The organism is Pseudomonas luteola NBRC 103146, from assembly GCF_002091675.1.
Lineage (GTDB): Bacteria > Pseudomonadota > Gammaproteobacteria > Pseudomonadales > Pseudomonadaceae > Chryseomonas > Chryseomonas luteola.
In genome coordinates this window covers 36,863-54,605 of the sequence record NZ_BDAE01000015.1, presented here as the reverse complement: position 1 = coordinate 54,605, position 17,743 = coordinate 36,863, and the positions used below count along the sequence as shown (strand labels likewise).

The 17,743-nt window shown below is 54.5% G+C and carries 14 protein-coding genes and 2 pseudogenes; 7 read left to right on the top strand and 9 right to left on the bottom strand.

The annotated features are described in order from the left end of the window. Window positions 1-52: 52 nt before the first annotated feature. The 3 genes and pseudogenes from PLU01S_RS26630 to PLU01S_RS16155 all read right to left on the bottom strand — a co-directional run. Window positions 53-1,003 (bottom strand): annotated as a pseudogene (locus PLU01S_RS26630) (methyl-accepting chemotaxis protein); the annotation flags it as partial. Window positions 1,004-1,336: 333 nt separating this feature from the next. Then, window positions 1,337-1,618 (bottom strand): annotated as a pseudogene (locus PLU01S_RS26625) (PAS domain-containing protein); the annotation flags it as partial. Between the two features lie 95 nt (window positions 1,619-1,713). Beyond that, on the bottom strand, window positions 1,714-2,613 hold the full coding sequence (locus PLU01S_RS16155) for a LysR family transcriptional regulator (protein ID WP_074824118.1): 900 nt from the start codon (window positions 2,611-2,613) through the stop codon (window positions 1,714-1,716). Between the two features lie 139 nt (window positions 2,614-2,752). Here PLU01S_RS16155 and speB point away from each other — a divergent pair, with 139 nt between their 5' ends. From speB to PLU01S_RS16130, 5 genes are all read left to right on the top strand, one after another. Next, window positions 2,753-3,703, top strand: coding sequence for an agmatinase (gene speB / locus PLU01S_RS16150; RefSeq protein WP_074824114.1), 951 nt, complete (start codon window positions 2,753-2,755; stop codon window positions 3,701-3,703). A gap of 192 nt (window positions 3,704-3,895) precedes the next feature. Continuing rightward, window positions 3,896-5,404: a purine-cytosine permease family protein gene (locus PLU01S_RS16145; protein WP_074824408.1), complete on the top strand. Its 1,509-nt coding sequence runs from the start codon at window positions 3,896-3,898 to the stop codon at window positions 5,402-5,404. Between the two features lie 17 nt (window positions 5,405-5,421). Then, on the top strand, window positions 5,422-6,147 hold the full coding sequence (locus tag PLU01S_RS16140) for an MBL fold metallo-hydrolase (RefSeq protein WP_074824110.1): 726 nt from the start codon (window positions 5,422-5,424) through the stop codon (window positions 6,145-6,147). A gap of 50 nt (window positions 6,148-6,197) precedes the next feature. Next, on the top strand, window positions 6,198-7,595 hold the full coding sequence (locus PLU01S_RS16135; RefSeq protein ID WP_074824107.1) for a sodium:solute symporter family protein: 1,398 nt from the start codon (window positions 6,198-6,200) through the stop codon (window positions 7,593-7,595). 1 nt (window position 7,596) lies between these two features. Continuing rightward, window positions 7,597-9,201 (top strand): 5-guanidino-2-oxopentanoate decarboxylase, encoded by a 1,605-nt coding sequence (locus tag PLU01S_RS16130; RefSeq protein WP_074824101.1) that lies wholly within the window; start codon window positions 7,597-7,599, stop codon window positions 9,199-9,201. A 22-nt stretch (window positions 9,202-9,223) separates the two neighbouring features. On the opposite strand, the gene PLU01S_RS16125 is transcribed toward PLU01S_RS16130, so the two are convergent. Genes PLU01S_RS16125 through PLU01S_RS16110 form a run of 4 tightly spaced genes read right to left on the bottom strand, consistent with a single transcriptional unit; the run spans window position 9,224 to window position 12,791 of the window. Next, complete coding sequence (locus PLU01S_RS16125) at window positions 9,224-10,405, bottom strand: vWA domain-containing protein (RefSeq protein WP_074824099.1); 1,182 nt, start codon at window positions 10,403-10,405, stop codon at window positions 9,224-9,226. A 24-nt stretch (window positions 10,406-10,429) separates the two neighbouring features. Continuing rightward, window positions 10,430-10,804: a GFA family protein gene (locus PLU01S_RS16120; protein WP_074824094.1), complete on the bottom strand. Its 375-nt coding sequence runs from the start codon at window positions 10,802-10,804 to the stop codon at window positions 10,430-10,432. 13 nt (window positions 10,805-10,817) lie between these two features. Beyond that, complete coding sequence (locus tag PLU01S_RS16115) at window positions 10,818-11,666, bottom strand: AAA family ATPase (protein ID WP_074824092.1); 849 nt, start codon at window positions 11,664-11,666, stop codon at window positions 10,818-10,820. Between the two features lie 60 nt (window positions 11,667-11,726). Next, on the bottom strand, window positions 11,727-12,791 hold the full coding sequence (locus tag PLU01S_RS16110; protein WP_074824089.1) for an AsmA family protein: 1,065 nt from the start codon (window positions 12,789-12,791) through the stop codon (window positions 11,727-11,729). Between the two features lie 127 nt (window positions 12,792-12,918). Between PLU01S_RS16110 and cysK the strand changes: the two genes are divergently transcribed. Both cysK and PLU01S_RS16100 read left to right on the top strand, forming a co-directional pair. Then, window positions 12,919-13,893 (top strand): cysteine synthase A, encoded by a 975-nt coding sequence (gene cysK / locus PLU01S_RS16105; RefSeq protein ID WP_074824086.1) that lies wholly within the window; start codon window positions 12,919-12,921, stop codon window positions 13,891-13,893. 126 nt (window positions 13,894-14,019) lie between these two features. Beyond that, window positions 14,020-15,303 carry an NAD(P)/FAD-dependent oxidoreductase gene (locus PLU01S_RS16100; RefSeq protein WP_074824083.1) on the top strand — a complete coding sequence of 428 codons (1,284 nt, stop codon included), beginning with the start codon at window positions 14,020-14,022 and terminating at the stop codon, window positions 15,301-15,303. A gap of 48 nt (window positions 15,304-15,351) precedes the next feature. On the opposite strand, the gene PLU01S_RS16095 is transcribed toward PLU01S_RS16100, so the two are convergent. Both PLU01S_RS16095 and PLU01S_RS16090 read right to left on the bottom strand, forming a co-directional pair. Next, entirely contained in the window at window positions 15,352-17,214 is a 1,863-nt protein-coding gene (locus tag PLU01S_RS16095; protein WP_074824080.1) for a SurA N-terminal domain-containing protein, read from the bottom strand. Window positions 17,215-17,408: 194 nt separating this feature from the next. Beyond that, a complete protein-coding gene (locus PLU01S_RS16090; RefSeq protein ID WP_010794772.1) occupies window positions 17,409-17,681 on the bottom strand; it encodes an HU family DNA-binding protein in 273 nt (90 codons plus the stop codon). Window positions 17,682-17,743 lie beyond the last annotated feature (62 nt).

Below are 17,743 nucleotides of genomic sequence, written 5' to 3'. Positions count from 1 at the left end.
CTCTAGGTAGACCAATAGCAGGTAACAGCCATCAGTCTACCTCAAGCGTTGCCTAGCGATTGAAGCGCGCTGCCAGATCACGCAGATAGACTGCCATCTGCTCAAGCTCACCACTGAGCACGGCACCTTGCTGTGACTGCTGAGTGCTGTGATCGGACAACTCGGCAATGCGGGTAATTTGCTGATTGATGTCCTCTGCCACATGGCTCTGCTCTTCTACTGCCGTAGCCATCTGTTGGCTCATGGCCGTGATTCGCATGACCGCCTGGCTGATTCCCTCCAGTGCCTCGCGTACAGCTGCCGTGTGTTCCTCACTCTGCCGTGAGGCCTCTTCGCCCTTGGCTGCTGTGGCAACGGCGCGTTGTGCGCCTGAGCGCAGGTTCTCGATGATCTGGTGAATCTGCTGGGTAGAATCACGCGTACGTGAAGCCAGCGAGCGCACCTCGTCTGCGACCACGGCAAATCCGCGACCAGCCTCACCTGCCCTCGCCGCTTCAATCGCAGCATTAAGCGCCAGTAGATTGGTCTGCTCGGCAATCGAAGTAATCACATCGGCAACACTGCCGATCGACTGGGTGGAATCGGCAAGCTCACCCACCGCCTGTCCAATTTCACTCACGGCGCCAGCCAGCTGCCTCATGGAGGCTAAACTCTCATCCGCCACGTCACGACCATGCAGGGCCAGCGACTCCGCCTCGCCAGCAGCCTGAGCCGTCTGGTTAACGTTTTGAGAAACCTCCTGAATGGTGGCAGACATTTCATTGATTGCGGTGGCTGACTGGTCGGTCTCATGGCGCTGACGATCAAGCAACTCGGCTTGAGCACGTGCAAGACGCGACGACTCTGCTGCCTTGCTCTGCACGTTGTTGCCGGTATCCACCAGGCGAGTCAGTGCCGTTTGCAAACGTGACTCCTGGCTTTGCAAGGCGAGGTCCATCTGGCCTGCCGCGCCAAACTGGTTACTGTACGTAGGCGCAACGATGGCGCTGGTAAACATCTTCGGATTGGCCTCGAAGATCTTTTCAATGGTCCAGCGCTGACGCTTGAACTGCCAGAAGGTAATGCCTAGTGCACTGGCAACAATCACACCCGCCTGGGCAAGGTCGTTGAAATAGAAATGACCGCCAAAGATAACGGCACCGCTGAAAAGCGTAGGCCATGCAATTTTGACAGAATGCCTGATGGCTTCTGTCACTGGTACTGCACGCTTGCCTTCACGCAGCCGTGCATACATGACATCGGCCCGCCGGATCTGATCCGCGGTAGGCAGCACACGTACGGACTCATAGCCCACCATCTGGCCATTTTCCCAGATAGGTGTGACGTATGCGTTCACCCAATAATAGTCGCCGTTCTTGCAGCGGTTTTTGACGATACCCATCCAGGCTTTGCCCTGTTTTAGGGTATCCCACATATGGCCGAATACGCCCTCCGGCATATCTGGATGACGAACCAGATTATGTGGACTGCCAATAAGCTCTTCTCGCTTAAAACCACTTATTGTGGCGAAAGCGTCATTGCAATAAGTAATTTGTCCCTTGAGATTCGTCGTTGAGATAAGACGCTCACTTTCCCTGAATGTACGAGCCTGTTGTGTCACTGGCAGGTTTTTGCGCATGGCGGAGAAGCCTTCTTGATTTCCAAATAAGCGGACGTTCACTTAAATGATGGCAAATAGCACTCCTGTTAGTTGTCATCATTTTTTAACGTCAGCTACTTATCGGCACGCCGCATATGAGCTTTAAGAATTCTTTGAAAAGTCTGTATTAGACTTTCGCGATTACGGCCTCGGCGAAATATGAGCGAAAATGGCGCTTGATAGCCAAACATTGCTGGCTGTAAAGCACGTAATCGCCCTTGATTAACCCACGCATGAACATAATGCTCAGGTAGATAACCTATATAAGCTCCTGAAAGAATTAATATTAACTGAGCCTCCATACTTTCAACTGTTGCCGCACTTTCCTTGAACCCATGCCGAGCCAGTTCGGCCTGACTCCAATAGCCTCTTCGGACCATTCTTTGTTGAGTAATAAGTTCTTCGGGAATATGTCTTTCCTTGAATAAAGGATGGCGGTCGCTGCAATACAACCAATGTTGTTCACGATAAAGTGGCTGGTACGTTACCCCATTCATTCGCGCAGAAAACGCACCGATGGCCAAGTCCAAACGGTTTTCAAGAATGGCCAGTTGAAGGTCATAAGGACTCATGACCGTCAGATGAATGTGGACTGAGGGGTATTCACCTGTATAAGCACCGATAACATCCGCCAATGACAAGGCAGGCTCATTGGCTAACGAGTCCAGCATCCCCAGCTTGAGCGTACCGCTCAGCTCGCCCTTGAGCGCGGCTGCATATCGCTCAAAGCCTTCGATCTCTCCCAGGATTCTCAACGTCTCCTGATAAAACATCTCACCCTTGCTGGTCAGCCCAAACCCGCCGCGCCCACGATGACACAAGGTAATGCCCAATTGGCTTTCCAACTGGCTCATATAGGTGCTGATGGCTGACGTTGACAGATTCAGTTCACGCTGTGCCGCCGCAAAGCCCTGGCTCTGGACAACAGTCGCGAAAATTCTGAGTAGACGAATATCGTGCAGCGCATTGGTCATGGACAGGATCCGTTGTCTTATTTTTTTAGCCTATCCGATAGTTTAGAAATCTCTGAACTGATTTTTTGCACGTGCCGATTTTTCAGGCGCTGTTTCCTTCGCACAATCGGGCCATCGTTTCGCAGGCAGGAGATCGATTGTGGAGAAAAAACTTCATCAACCGCTGGGTGGTAACGAGATGCCACGCTTTGGGGGCATCGCGACCATGCTGCGCTTGCCTCACCTCGAGTCGCCTGCCGGGCTGGACGCCGCCTTCGTTGGTGTGCCATTGGATATTGGAACATCACTGCGCTCCGGCACCCGCTTTGGTCCACGCGAAATTCGGGCCGAATCCGTCATGATCCGCCCCTACAACATGGCAACCGGCGCCGCGCCATTCGATTCGCTCTCGGTGGCCGATATTGGCGATGTAGCCATCAATACCTTCAACCTTCTTGATGCCGTACGGATTATTGAAGAGGCCTATGACGGCATTCTTGAGCACAATGTCATTCCGCTCACCCTTGGAGGTGACCATACGATCACCCTGCCCATTCTCAGAGCCATGAAGAAGAGATATGGCAAGGTTGGGCTGGTTCATGTCGACGCCCATGCCGATGTGAACGATCACATGTTTGGCGAGAAGATTGCCCATGGCACCACCTTTCGCCGGGCAGTTGAAGAAGGCCTGCTGGACTGCAATCGCGTCGCGCAGATCGGACTACGTGCCCAGGGTTATACGGCAGACGATTTCAACTGGAGCCGTGAGCAGGGATTTCGCGTCGTGCAGGCGGAAGAATGCTGGCACACATCGCTCTCTCCTCTGATGGCGGAAGTCCGGGCAAAAGTGCAAGGCGGCCCTGTTTACCTGTCGTTTGACATCGACGGTATTGACCCCGCCTGGGCTCCAGGAACCGGCACCCCTGAAATAGGTGGACTGACCACCATTCAGGCGCTGGAAATTATCCGCGGCTGCCACGGGCTTGATCTAGTGGGAGGCGATCTTGTGGAGGTATCTCCCCCATACGACACTACAGGCAACACCTCTCTACTGGGCGCCAACCTGCTTTATGAAATGTTGTGTGTACTGCCTGGGGTGGTACGCCGATAGCCGCTGTAACGATAAATAAATCCGAGGAGTCCGCAAAGACTCCCGTTTGAGGCAGGTCCAGAACTTGCCTCAGGCAATCAGCCTTCCGGCCTTGCCGTACTGCCGAACACCAACCCGCGAGCGCAGTGCCTGCGGGGATAACAAAAGAAGCCATCGCTCAGTGCAGTGGCCTATAACCGTGTCGAGGCGACCATGGATAACCCTAACGGTATCACCCGTATCGAAACCTTTGGCGTCGAAAAAATCCCGGACGCCGAGCGCAATGCCACTCCTTTCGATTTGTTTCGCATGATTTTTGGTGGAGCGAATACCTTCGCTACCGCCGTGCTGGGCAGTTTTCCTATTCTTTTTGGCTTGTCTTTCGAGGCAGGCGTCTGGGCGATTCTTCTGGGCGTCATGACCGGCGCGGTTATCCTTGCGCCCATGGGCTTATTTGGCCCTATAAACGGCACGAACAATGCCGTCTCGTCCGGGGCTCATTTCGGTGTACATGGTCGCATTGTAGGCTCGTTCCTTTCCCTGCTGACCGCTATCGCGTTCTTTTCACTTTCCGTATGGAGTTCAGGCGATGCCCTGATCGGAGGTGCCAAGCGCCTGATCGGTCTTCCTGAAACAGACCTGACGCTCGGACTGGCCTACGGCGTATTTGCCATACTGGTTTTGACGGTCTGCCTGTATGGCTTCCGCTTCCTGCTCTGGGTGAACAAGGTCGCGGTCGTTAGCGCCAGCGTGCTGTTCATGCTGGGAATCGCAGCCTTTGCAGGGCCGTTCGACGCAAGTTATGCCGGCACGCTCAATCCCGGCACAGAAGGCTTTTGGGCAGCGTTCATAGGCTCGGCGCTGGTTGCCATGAGTAACCCGGTCTCCTTCGGCGCCTTCCTGGGTGACTGGGCACGCTATATTCCTCGCCAGACATCTAAACTGCACATCATGCTGGCCGTGGTACTTTCCCAGGTCGCAACGCTGATACCCTTCCTGTTCGGTCTGGCCACGGCCAGCATCGTGGCCGTAAAAGCGCCTCAATACATCGCTGAGAATAACTATGTGGGCGGCTTATTAGCCATCTCCCCCAGCTGGTTCTTTTTGCCCGTCTGCCTGATTGCCACCATTGGTGGAATGTCTACCGGCACCACCTCGCTCTATGGAACAGGGCTGGATATGTCCAGCGTCTTCCCTCGTGTACTGACGCGAGTACGTGCCACGCTCCTCATTGGTGTTGCGGCCATTGTATTCATCTTTATCGGCCGCTTCGCCGCCAATCTGGTTCAGAGCGTGTCGACATTTGCAGTGCTGATCATTACCTGCACCAGCCCCTGGATGATCATCATGATCATCGGACTGATCAATCGGCGCGGTTTTTACTGCCCTGACGATCTGCAGGTCTTTACTCGCGGCGAACGTGGCGGACGCTACTGGTTCCACCACGGCTGGAACTGGCGGAGCCTGAGTGCCTGGATTCCCAGCGCAGTGGTTGGGTTGCTATTCGTCAACCTGCCCGGTCAGTTCGTAGGCCCCTTAGGCGAGCTGGCAGGCGGAATCGATATCAGCCTGCCCATCACGCTAGGCATGGCCGCCCTGCTCTACAGCCTGCTGCTCCGGCTTTTTCCAGAACCGATCGAAGTCTATGGCCCTGCCCGGCTCAACGCATCTGCAACGCGCAGCGGTCCTGCGCTGATCCGCTCCAACGCCAGCCTATCCTGACCTCTGGAGTAACGCCTATGAACATTGTCAGCCGAGATCAGTGGTTCGAGGTAAAGCGTGGCGCCGATGGGATCAGTCTGATCCACGAACCTTACATTCGGCCCTTTTATCGCTGCAACCTCTGGCACATTCAAGGACGAAACCGTGATGTTTTGATCGATAGCGGCTCGGGTGTCGTCAGCCTGCGGGAGCAACTTCCCTGGCTGACCGAGCGTCCCTTGATGGCCGTGGCAAGCCATACGCATTTCGATCATATCGCTGGGCATCATGAGTTCGATGAGCGTCTGGCGCACCCTGCTGAAGCCGATATTCTCGCCCATCCCACCCGCGAGAATACCCTGGCGGCCGGATACGTCACGGACGCCATGTTCGAGGCACACCCTGATTGCCCGCTGTGCTATGCCGAATACCGCGTCAAAGCTGCTCCAGCGACTCGCCTGATCGAGGAAGGCGACATTCTTGACCTCGGCGATCGCCACCTGGAGATCCTGCATACACCCGGGCATTCGCCTGGCGGCATCAGCCTATGGGAAGCCGCCACCGCAACGCTATTCAGCGGCGACATTATTTACGACGGGCCGCTGGTCGAGGATGCCTACCACTCGAATCTGGAAGCCTATGCCTTAAGTCTGGAGCGGCTTCGACAGATGCCTATCCGCACGGTACACGGCGGGCATTTCCCCAGTTTTTCCGGTGAACGCCTGCGGTACCTGATCGAGGGCTGGCTCAAGGCACATGCCTGAAGCCTCTCGTTGCCCGGTTCCTTATTCAACTGATTCTAAAGGAGGCCTTCATGGCCCTGGATATCCTTGTGGTCCTCGCCTATGTAGCTGCCATGCTTTTACTAGGTTGGATCGGCATGCGCCGCGCCAAATCCCATGATGAGTTTCTAGTGGCGGGTCGCAACCTCGGCCCCACATTTTACATGGGCACTATGGCGGCTACTGTATTGGGCGGCGCCAGCACGGTAGGTACAGTGCGCCTGGGCTATGTACACGGTATCTCCGGGTTCTGGCTGTGTGCGGCGCTGGGGCTTGGCATCATTATCCTGAATCTGTTTTTGGCCAAACCGCTCCTTAAACTTCGCATCTTTACCGTGACTCAGGTACTGGAACGGCGTTACAACACAACCGCACGCCAAGCCAGCGCCGTCATCATGGTGGCCTATGCACTTATGCTGGCAGCGACCTCGACCATTGCCATCGGTACAGTCATGCAGGTGGTTTTTGGCATTCCCTTCTGGCTGGCCATCGTGATCGGCGGCGGCGTGGTAGTGGTGTATTCCGCAATCGGAGGAATGTGGTCCCTGACACTGACGGATATCGTCCAGTTCGTCATAAAGACCGTAGGTCTGATGTTCATCCTCCTGCCGATCTGCCTGTACAGGATTGGCGGCTGGGATGAACTCGTTGCCAAGCTGCCTGCCTCCAGCTTCAGCTTTACCGCCATTGGCTGGAGCACGATCGTGACGTACTTCGTCATCTATTTCTTTGGCGTCCTGATCGGACAGGATATCTGGCAGCGGGTATTTACTGCCCGAAATGAGCGCGTCGCCCGCTATGCAGGTACTACCGCAGGCATTTATTGCGTGTTGTACGGACTAGGTGGAGCCCTGATTGGCATGACAGCCAAGGTGCTCTTACCGGACCTGGACAATGCCAACAATGCCTTTGCCGCAATCGTTCAGGCAGCCCTGCCGGATGGCATCCGGGGCCTGGTGATCGCTGCCGCGCTGGCGGCCATGATGTCTACCGCCAGCGCGGCCCTGCTGGCTGCTTCCACAGTTTTAACGGAAGACCTGATTCCGGTATTGCGTCAGGGAAGGCCGCTGACCAATCTCTCGCTCAACCGTCTGTTTACCTTGCTCGTCGGACTCATCGTATTGGGTATTGCCCTGGCAGTAGACGATGTACTCAACGCGCTGACGTGCGCCTATAACCTGCTGGTTGGCGGCATGTTGATTCCCCTGATCGGCGCCATCTATTGGAAGCGAGCAACCACACCTGCCGCGATCACCAGCATGTTGTTGGGCTGTCTGACGGCACTGATCTTCATGTTCAAGGATGGCCTGGAAGCCAACACGCCCATTTATTTCAGTCTGGCGGTCAGTCTGAGCAGCTTCGTATTGCTGAGCCTTCTGGCTCGCTCCGCTCAACATGCCCTGGCAACAACCGCGCCTGAGGAGATTTAGCATGGTTACCTGCGGCCAATTTCTGGTTCGACAACTTGAAGCCTGGGGCGTGGATACGGTATTTGGCATTCCCGGTGTTCATACCGTTGAGCTTTACCGAGGCTTACCAGACAGCAGCATTCGCCATATCACGCCTCGCCATGAGCAAGGTGCAGGCTTCATGGCGGACGGTTACGCTCGCGCCAGCGGCAAGCCCGGGGTCTGCTTTGTCATTACCGGCCCCGGCGTAACCAATATCCTGACTGCCATGGCTCAAGCCTATGCAGACTCCATCCCCATGCTGGTCATTTCAAGCGTAACTACGCGGGCTCGCCTGGGGCGGAACGGTGGCTATCTGCATGAGCTGACCGATCAGCGCGCCATGACCGCCGGGGTGACAGCCTTCAGTCATACGCTGCTGGATGTCGACCAGCTGCCTGCGGTCCTGACCCAAGCCTTTGCAGTATTCGAAAGCCAAAGGCCTCGACCTGTACACATTGAACTTCCCCTCGACGTCATTACCGCGCCCGCCGATCACTTGTCCCTTGTATGCCAACCCTGCTTCAGCCGCCCGGCACCTGACCCGCAGCAGCTCGACCTGGCCGCCAAGCGACTCGGAAACGCCAAACATCCATTGGTACTACTGGGAGGCGGCTGTATTGCCGCAGCCAGCGAAGCCAGGATTCTTGTCGATAGACTCGCAGCGCCTGCCGCTACCACTATTAATGCCAAAGGAGTACTGCCTGACCACCATCCACTGGCATTGGGGTGCAACCAGTCATTGCCCGCCGTCAGGCAACTGGCAAAAGAGGCGGATGTCATTCTGGCTATCGGGACAGAACTGGGCGAGACGGATTACGACGTGGTTTTCGATGGTGGATTCGAACTGAGTGGTGACCTGATCCGAATCGATATAGACCCTGATCAACTTACCCGTAACTACCAGCCCTGGCTGGGTATTGTCTCGGATGCAAGGACGGCTATCCAAGAGCTTCTGAACAGATTGCCTCCTGGCATTTTTCAAGCAACCGGTAGCGGTCGCGAGCGTGTGACCAAGGCCCGGCGTGAGCTAGCCGACACACTGGCACCACTCAGCCACTTCCGTACACTGTTCGATACGCTTAGCCGAGCCTGTCCCGATGCCTGTTATGTAGGTGATTCAACACAGCCGGTTTATGCAGGTAACCATATCATCGAGCTGTGCTCGCCACGTCGCTGGTTCAATGCCTCTACGGGCTACGGCACCTTGGGCTATGCCTTGCCAGCCGCCATTGGAGCCAAGCTGGCCTGTCCAGATCGGCCGGTTATCTGTCTGATCGGTGACGGCGGTATCCAATTTACCCTGCCGGAGCTGGCCAGCGCCGTAGAGGCGCGTGTCGGAATCATCGTTCTCTTGTGGAATAACCAGGGATACGGTGAGATCAAGCGATACATGAAGCAGCGCACCATTACACCGCTGGGTGTAGACATTTATACACCCGACTTTATAACGCTAGCTCAAGGCTTTGGCTGCGCAGCCGCAAAAGCCTCTGATCATCAACATCTGGAACAGCTACTCCTCGATGCGCCACCCGATAGGCCCTTCCTGATAGAAATTACCGAGGCCCCTCCTTTCGCTCCAGGCTAATAGAAGGCTTGCCCTGCAAGCCTCACCCACGTGCGAGGTAACGCATCCCCTCTTCCAAGCCTTCAAGGGTCAATGGGTACATATGCCCCTCAACCAATTCCTGGATGATCTGAACAGAGGATGTGTACTCCCAAGCCCGCTGCGGATAGGGATTAAGCCAGATGATCTTTCGAAATTTGGCCTTGAATCGCTCCATCCAGACTGAGCCTGCTTCTTCGTTCCAGTGCTCGACACTACCGCCAGGCTGAAGTACCTCGTAGGGTGCCATGGACGCATCGCCAACAAATACCACTTTGTAGTCCTCGCCGTAGCGATGCAATAGATCAAGCGTAGACGTCAGCTCGCTCATCCGGCGCTGGTTGTCCTTCCAGACTGATTCATAGATGAAGTTATGGAAGTAGAAATACTCCAGATGCTTGAATTCAGTGCGGCAGGCCGAAAACAGTTCCTCACAGACCTGCACATGCATGTCCATCGACCCGCCGATATCCAGCAACAGCAAAAGCTTGACCGCATTGTGGCGCTCGGGCCGCATCTGGATATTCAGCAGTCCAGCATCGCGGGCGGTATGATCGATAGTGCCTTCGATATCAAACTCTTCCGCTGCCCCCTCCCGGGCAAACTTACGTAGACGCCGAAGAGCAACATTGATATTCCGGCGCCCGAGCTCCGCCTGATCGTCCAGGTTACGGTACTCACGTTGCTCCCAGACCTTGACGGCCTTTCCCTGCCTTTCACCTGCCTCGCCGACACGAATGCCTTCAGGGTTATACCCCCCTGAGCCGAAGGGGCTGGTGCCGCCCGTACCAATCCACTTGTTGCCACCAGCATGCTTACTTTTTTGCTCAGCCAAACGCTGCTTGAAGGTTTCAATGAGCTTGTCCAGACCACCCAATGACTGAATCTGCGCACGCTCCTCGGGCGTTAATGAGCGCTCAAAGGCTTTACGCAACCACTCATCCGGGATCAATACTTTCAGCGCCTCGTCGAGTGATTGAAGCCCGTCAAAATACGCTGAAAATGCCCTGTCGAAGCGATCAAAATGACGTTCGTCCTTGACCAGGATAGTACGTGCCAGAAAGTAAAAGGCGTCCATGTCTGCAAACACGACACCTGTCAGTAGCGCTTCATGCAGATCCAGCAACTCCCGCAGGGAAACGGGAATTCGAGCAGAACGCAACTCATGAAAAAGACTCAGCAGCATCGGCTATTCCCGGCTGGAGAACGATCAGTCATGACGCACCGGCGCTTGATACCACGACGGCTGGGCCTCGGTAAAAATCTCATCGACAGGCAAGGCACCAAGCGCGGAATCCAATGATCCTAGCGCCAACCCCAGCGTATCCCGGCCATCCCGCAAGAACTGTAGATTCGACCCGCACCGCCGGCAGAACGTACGAACCACCTCTGGAGACGAACGGTAGGCTGCAACATCTGCTTCACCGGTCGTGAAACGAAAGCTTTTCTTAGACACAGTCGTATACGTAGCAAAGGCCGCACCATGGGCCTTGCGGCACATCGAGCAGTGGCAGTGGGTGGCTTTTTCAAGCGAAGTATCGACCTCATAAGTCACCGCACCGCACAGACAGCTACCCTTGAGCATAGGACCTCCTTGATTATCGATAGCCGTTTCGCCGCGTCATGAAAGCCAAGCGCTCAAGCAGCTGAACATCCTGCTCGTTTTTGACCAAGGCCCCGGCAAGCGGCGGAATAGCCTTGCGAGGGTCTCGTTCACGCAGAACCGACTCACCGACATCATCGGCCATCAACAGCTTCAACCAATCGACCAGCTCTGACGTGGAAGGCTTTTTCTTGAGTCCAGGCACCTGACGGATATCAAAGAACACCTCCAGCGCCTCATTGACCAGCGTCTGCCTGATATTCGGAAAATGCACCTCCACAATACGCTTTAACGTATCGCGGTCAGGAAACGCAATGTAATGGAAGAAGCAGCGCCGCAGAAAGGCATCAGGTAGCTCCTTCTCGTTATTGGACGTAATGATAATGATGGGACGATGCTGGGCACGAACCGTTTCGCCTGTTTCATATACATAGAACTCCATGCGATCCAGCTCTTGCAGCAGATCGTTTGGAAACTCAATGTCCGCCTTGTCGATCTCGTCAATCAACAGAACGACCCGCTCCTGCGCATCGAATGCCTCCCAAAGCTTGCCTTTCTTGATGTAGTTGGCAACGTCATGAACCTTGTCGACACCCAACTGGGAATCGCGCAGCCGGCTGACGGCATCGTATTCGTACCGCCCTTGATGCGCTTTCGTAGTGGACTTGATATGCCAGGTGATCAATTGTGTACCAAGAGCCTGCGCCAGCTGCTCAGCCAACAGCGTCTTGCCAGTACCAGGCTCCCCTTTTATCAGCAGCGGACGCTGCAAGGTGATGGCTGCGTTTACAGCCAATTGGAGATCAGCGGTTGCTACGTAATCCGCCGTACCTTCAAATTTCATGGGCAACCCTCGGGATTGATCAACAGGACGTGATAATAGGCATAAAGCACAGGCGATACACTAACCCCGATCCTCATACTGAGCGCTGAATGCCTGAATGAAAGCATTCCGCAGGATGGAAAAGAACGCCTGTAGAGGACTGATATCCTGCTGCTTGACGCTGCCCTGCAATTCAACTCGAGTCGCGAACTGATCCTTGCGCTGATTTTTCAAAAGGGTTTGACTTCCTCCTACCACGGCTTCCCACAGCCCGCGGAAAAATCCTTTGTCTTTATTCTCTACATCCTGACGCCAATCGAAGACGTCGACATTCTTGAACAAGGGTTTGATGTAGCCGCTGAGCTGTCCATTATCAGCCCTGGCATCAATGACCAGATCACCACTACCGGACTTGAAGTCAAACTTGCCATACGCCTTGGCAAAGTCATTTATTTTGGGCAGGTCTACCTGCGTTACCCTCAGCCGAAACAGGAAGTCACTAAAGTCGCTGAAGGGGTCGAATTCTGCCGAGGTTTCCAGCGGTGCATTATCCAGCACAGTGGCCTTGCCTTCGAAACGTGCCACCCGCTTGCCTTGCGCATCGGCGGCATTGGTCAGGTTGTAAAGGCTGGCGTTTACCTGGGTCGCCTGCAGATTGACGGGGGGTGACGAATTGAAATTACGGAAACTGAGCTTGCCATCCTCTACACGCACCTCATTTAAGGTGATCGAGATGATCTTCTCCAGCTGAGCACGCCAGTCCGTACCCTCACCTGTCTGGGAGGACTGCGGATCATCGCCGCCGTCGACAAAGTTAAGTTCGGGGCGCTCGAAAATAATCCGCCCGACAATGGCGTGATCTTCCCATAACGCTCTTCCGCTCACGGCAATGTCGATGCTGGGCGCGTCCAGAAACGGTACGGGCACCTTGCCTGTCACCTTTTCGATCTTGAGTCCATCGATACGGTAGGCGCCCCGCCACCACGCCAGATCGACATCGGCAATATGTCCCCGATAATCGCCCATGTCCGCTAACTTGGTATTGAGGTAATGTCGTATGACATAAGGCATGGCGAGCTGCACGACAACCAACAGGGCAACTATGCTCAAGATGACAAGTGCAGGCGTTTTATAGCGCAGTTTCATGACTCGGTTCCCTCTGGCATGTCTTTCATGGACCGACCATGCCAGTGGCAGTTTCCTTGGACTGGACGCCTTGACGCCATAGCCTTAGGCTGAACTCATATTTGTTGACCCATGCAGGGATCTTTAGATGAGCCGAATTTTCGCTGATAACGCACAATCCATTGGTAACACACCTCTGGTTTACATCAATCGCCTTGGGCCAAAAGGGGTAACCATTCTGGCCAAGATCGAAGGCCGTAACCCGGGCTATTCAGTGAAATGCCGAATCGGCGCCAACCTTATCTGGGATGCCGAGGCCAACGGCAAGCTCAAGCCCGGCATGACCCTGATCGAACCTACGTCCGGCAATACCGGCATTGGTCTCGCTTATGTTGCAGCAGCTCGTGGATACAAGCTCATCCTGACCATGCCCGCCTCGATGAGCCTGGAGCGTCGCAAGGTTCTCAAGGCACTAGGTGCCGAGCTGGTACTGACAGAGCCCGCCAAAGGCATGAAGGGCGCGATTGAAAAAGCCAAAGAAATTGCGGAAAGCGATCCTTCTCGCTACTTCTTGCCCCAGCAATTCGAAAACCCGGCCAACCCAGCCATTCATGAAAAAACCACTGGCCCCGAAATCTGGAACGACACCGATGGCGCTGTGGATGTCCTGGTGGCGGGTGTTGGTACCGGCGGCACACTGACCGGTATTTCCCGCTTTATTAAAAACACCAAGGGCAAGCCTATCCTGTCAGTAGCGGTAGAGCCCGAGAGTTCGCCTGTTATCACTCAGACCATGGCCGGCCAGGAAGTCAAACCCAGCCCTCACAAGATCCAGGGGATCGGCGCTGGCTTCGTACCGAAAAATCTGGATCTTTCCATGGTGGATCGAGTGGAACGCGTCAGTGACGATGAGTCCAAGACCATGGCCCAACGGCTTATGCGTGAGGAAGGTATCCTCTGTGGCATCTCGTGTGGAGCCGCCATGGCGGCGGCCGTACGCCTTGCCCGTGAACCCGCCATGCAGGGAAAGACAATTGTTGTCATCCTACCTGACTCCGGTGAACGCTATCTGTCCACCATGCTGTTTGACGGCTTGTTCAGCGAACAGGAAACCGTCCAGTAACCTCATTCGGCCCGCCACCGGCGGGCCTTTTCGTTTCTCCCTGCCCTACTTTCGGCTGCTAGAACGGCACTGGCAGCTGAGCTACTATCGCGTTAGAGCGTAAAAAATTTCACACAGGGAATGAATATGCCGAACACATCCTATCCGAACTCCTACTATGCGGCCTCTGCTCATCCTGCTCCCAAGCGCCCCATGCTTGAAGGTGAACGCATTGCTGACGTTTGTATTGTCGGCGCTGGCTATACCGGTCTTTCCACTGCCATTGCACTGCTTGAGCGAGGCTACAGCGTTGTAATTCTCGAGGCCGCCAGGGTAGGTTTTGGTGCATCCGGCCGCAACGGCGGCCAGATCGTCAACAGCTACAGCCGGGATATTGATGTTATCGAGCGAACCTTGCCTGCCCGTGAAGCGCAACTGATCGGTCAAATGGCCTTCGAAGGCGGACGTATCATCAGAGAACGAGTCAACCGTTATGGTATTAAGTGCGACCTGAAGAACGGTGGCGTTTTCGCGGCTTTCAACGCCCGACAGATGCAACATCTGGAAGCTCAGCAAGCCCTTTGGGCTCGCCATGGGCATCATGAACTAGAAATGCTGGATAAAAGAGCCATTGAGCAAGTCGTAGGCACCCATCGATATGCCGGGGGTATGCTGGATCGTAGCGGCGGTCATATCCACCCCCTTAATCTCGCTCTAGGAGAAGCAGACGCCGTTGAGTCATTGGGCGGGACTATTTACGAACAGACACCTGCCGTACGCATCGAGCGTGGCCCTAAGCCTGTTGTACATACTCCACAAGGTTGTGTAAGAGCGACGTATGTTGTGGTAGCCGGTAATGCTTATCTGGGTAATCTCATTCCAGAGCTGGCAGCCAAATCCATGCCTTGTGGAACGCAAGTGATTGCAACCGAACCCCTCTCTGAGGAAACGGCAAAACGATTACTTCCTCAAGACTATTGTGTCGAGGATTGCAACTACCTTCTAGATTATTATCGCCTCTCGGCTGATCGTCGACTCATATATGGCGGTGGCGTTATATACGGCGCACGTGATCCTGCCGATGTGGAAAAAATCATACGCCCTAAGATGGCAAAAACCTTTCCAGAACTGGCCAACGTCAGGATTGCTTATGCCTGGACCGGTAATTTCCTATTGACTCTGTCCCGCCTCCCTCAGGTAGGCCGCCTGGGCGACAATATCTATTATTCGCAAGGTTGCAGCGGACATGGCGTTACGTTTACCCATCTGATCGGTACCGTGCTTGGTGAGGCACTGGCAGGGCACGCTGAGCGCTTTGATGCATTCGCCCAGCTACCCCACTACCCCTTCCCTGGCGGTCGTCTTTTCCGCGTTCCATTTACCGCCCTGGGCGCCTGGTACTACGATATTCGCGACAAATTTAATGTTTAAACAAGAAACCCCGCCGAAGCGGGGTTTCTTTTACTTACCTGTCAGAAATCAAAGATTCTTGATTTCTGCCTTGGACTCCAATGCACGGCGGTAAGCCGCAAAGTCCTCTTGGCCACTGCGTGAAGAGAGGAAACGGCGATACATAGCCTTTTCTTCGTCAGTAAAGGTGCCCTGCGGAACGCTGACACCCGTCAAGCGAATAACCATGTAGGTCCCATCAGCCAGATTGACTCCTGCATAAGTCGGCTTGGAATTGTCTCCAGGCTTATTCATGCGGAACACCTGTTGGAGTACTACCGGGTCAACGCCCTCCTGATTACGTGTAGCAGCCTCGACGACTTTCCAGTCCTTGATCGTATTGGCCTTGCTTGCCTTCAGGTCAGCAATCAACGTCTCGCCCTGCTGACGAGCAGTCTCAGCTATCTTCTGCTTGGTCAGCGTGCTGCGGATATTGTCTTTGACATCATGAAAGCTCTGCTGAGCAGGCTTGCGATGCTCCTTAACGCGCAGGATGACAGCCGTTTCATCGTCCAACTGGATAGCATTGCTATTGGCACCATCCTCCAGCACTTCGGGACTGAAAGCAGCCTGGACAACCTGACGATTGGCAATAAACCCTTCTTCGCCGCCCTCACGTCCGAATGGCTTGCTGGTTTGCACTTTCAAGCCTTGCTCTTGAGCAGGCTGACTAAGATCTGAAGCTTCAAACGCTGCGCTTTCAAGATTGCGGATAGCATCTACAAAAAGGCGATCAGCCTCGCGAGCCTTGAGCTCAGCCTCAAGACGCGGCTTCATGCTCTCCAACGAAGGTACTTTGGCTTCCTGAACGCCAAGCAGCTTGATCAGATGCCATCCAAATGTCGAATGTACGGGAGCAGAAACGTCTTCCTTGTTCAAACCATACAAGGCTTCTTCAAAGGCAGGGTCATACACCCCTCGCCCAGCATAACCGAGCTCACCGCCCTTGTTGGCCGAACCAGGATCCTGAGAGAACTTCTTGGCTAGCGCAGCAAAATCCTCGCCCTTGTCCAGACGAGCCTTGATTTCATCAATCTTGGCCTTGGCCTGCTCGTCATTCACCTTGTCGTTCACTTCAATCAGGATATGAGCGGCGTTACGCTGTTCGGAAAGGTTAGCGGTTTCCGACTGATAAAGGGCCTGAAGGTCTTCTTGCTTGACCTGCGCCTTATCGGCAAAAGCGCTTTTCTTTAGCTCGATATAATCAATGACCACCTGATCAGGCGTCATGAATTCGCTACGATGATCGTCATAGTAGCCTTGTAATTCATCATTGGTGACTGCAACTTTCGAAGCATCCGCTTTAACCACATGGGTTGCGAAGTCTCGAGTTTGCCGTTCCAAAGCTGCGAATGCATTCAATTCGGCATCGGTTACAAAACCGGTACCTGCAATACCCGCCCTGAGTTGCCCCATGAGCATCTCCTGCTTCAGCATCTCGCGAAACTGAAGACGTGAGTAACCCATCTGGGCAATGGTCTGGTCAAAACGCTGGGCATTGAATTGCCCATCAACCTGGAACTCAGGTGTTTGAAGTATGAGCTGGTCCAAAGCCGCTTCAGAAAAAGCAAACTTGTTCGACTTGGCATCCTGAAGCAATAGCTCGCGCTCGATCAGGGCCTTTAGAGCCGCGTCGCGTAACCGTTTTTCATCCAGAAGAGCAGGATCGAAATTAGGGCCCAGACGCTGCGCCAGAGAGCGACGTTGCATCTCCACAGCCTGATTGAGATCGGTCTGGCGTATTTCCTCACCATTTACCAGTGCTACGGCACCTTGGTGGCTACCGGCGCGAATGATCGCCTCGAATCCGGTCAATGCCATCAGCAAGATAATGACGCCAATGATGACCTTGGCTATCCAGCCTTGTGAATGTTCCCTGATGTTCTGCAGCATGCGCCCCCCAAAACGGCTGCATCTGGCCAAAGGCTAGGCAGCATGGGTGAATTGCGAATAGAGAAAAGGCGCATCAGAGGATGCGCCTTCTGTTAAACGGGGCTTTGGCGAGTCTTCGTGCGGAATGAACCAAACGGTATCACGTGCTAGAACTCAACAGACAGACGTCTATTGAAACCAAAACCCTTAAGCACTCAGTTCACAGCATCCTTGAGCGCTTTGCCGGGCTTGAAACCAGGGATCTTGGCAGCTTCGATTTCGATCGGCTTGCCAGTCTGCGGATTGCGGCCAGTGCGTGCTGCACGCTCTTTGACAGCGAAAGTGCCGAAACCGACAAGCACAACCGGATCACCGCTCTTCAGGGCACCAGTAATAGATTCGATCACTGCGTCCAAAGCGCGCCCAGCTACAGCTTTCGGGATATCAGCAGATGCAGCAACGGCATCGATCAGTTCCGACTTGTTCACTCTAAGTCCCCTTGTTCATTTCTGATAAGAATATATTACGTGTGTAGGCAAAAATGGATGCT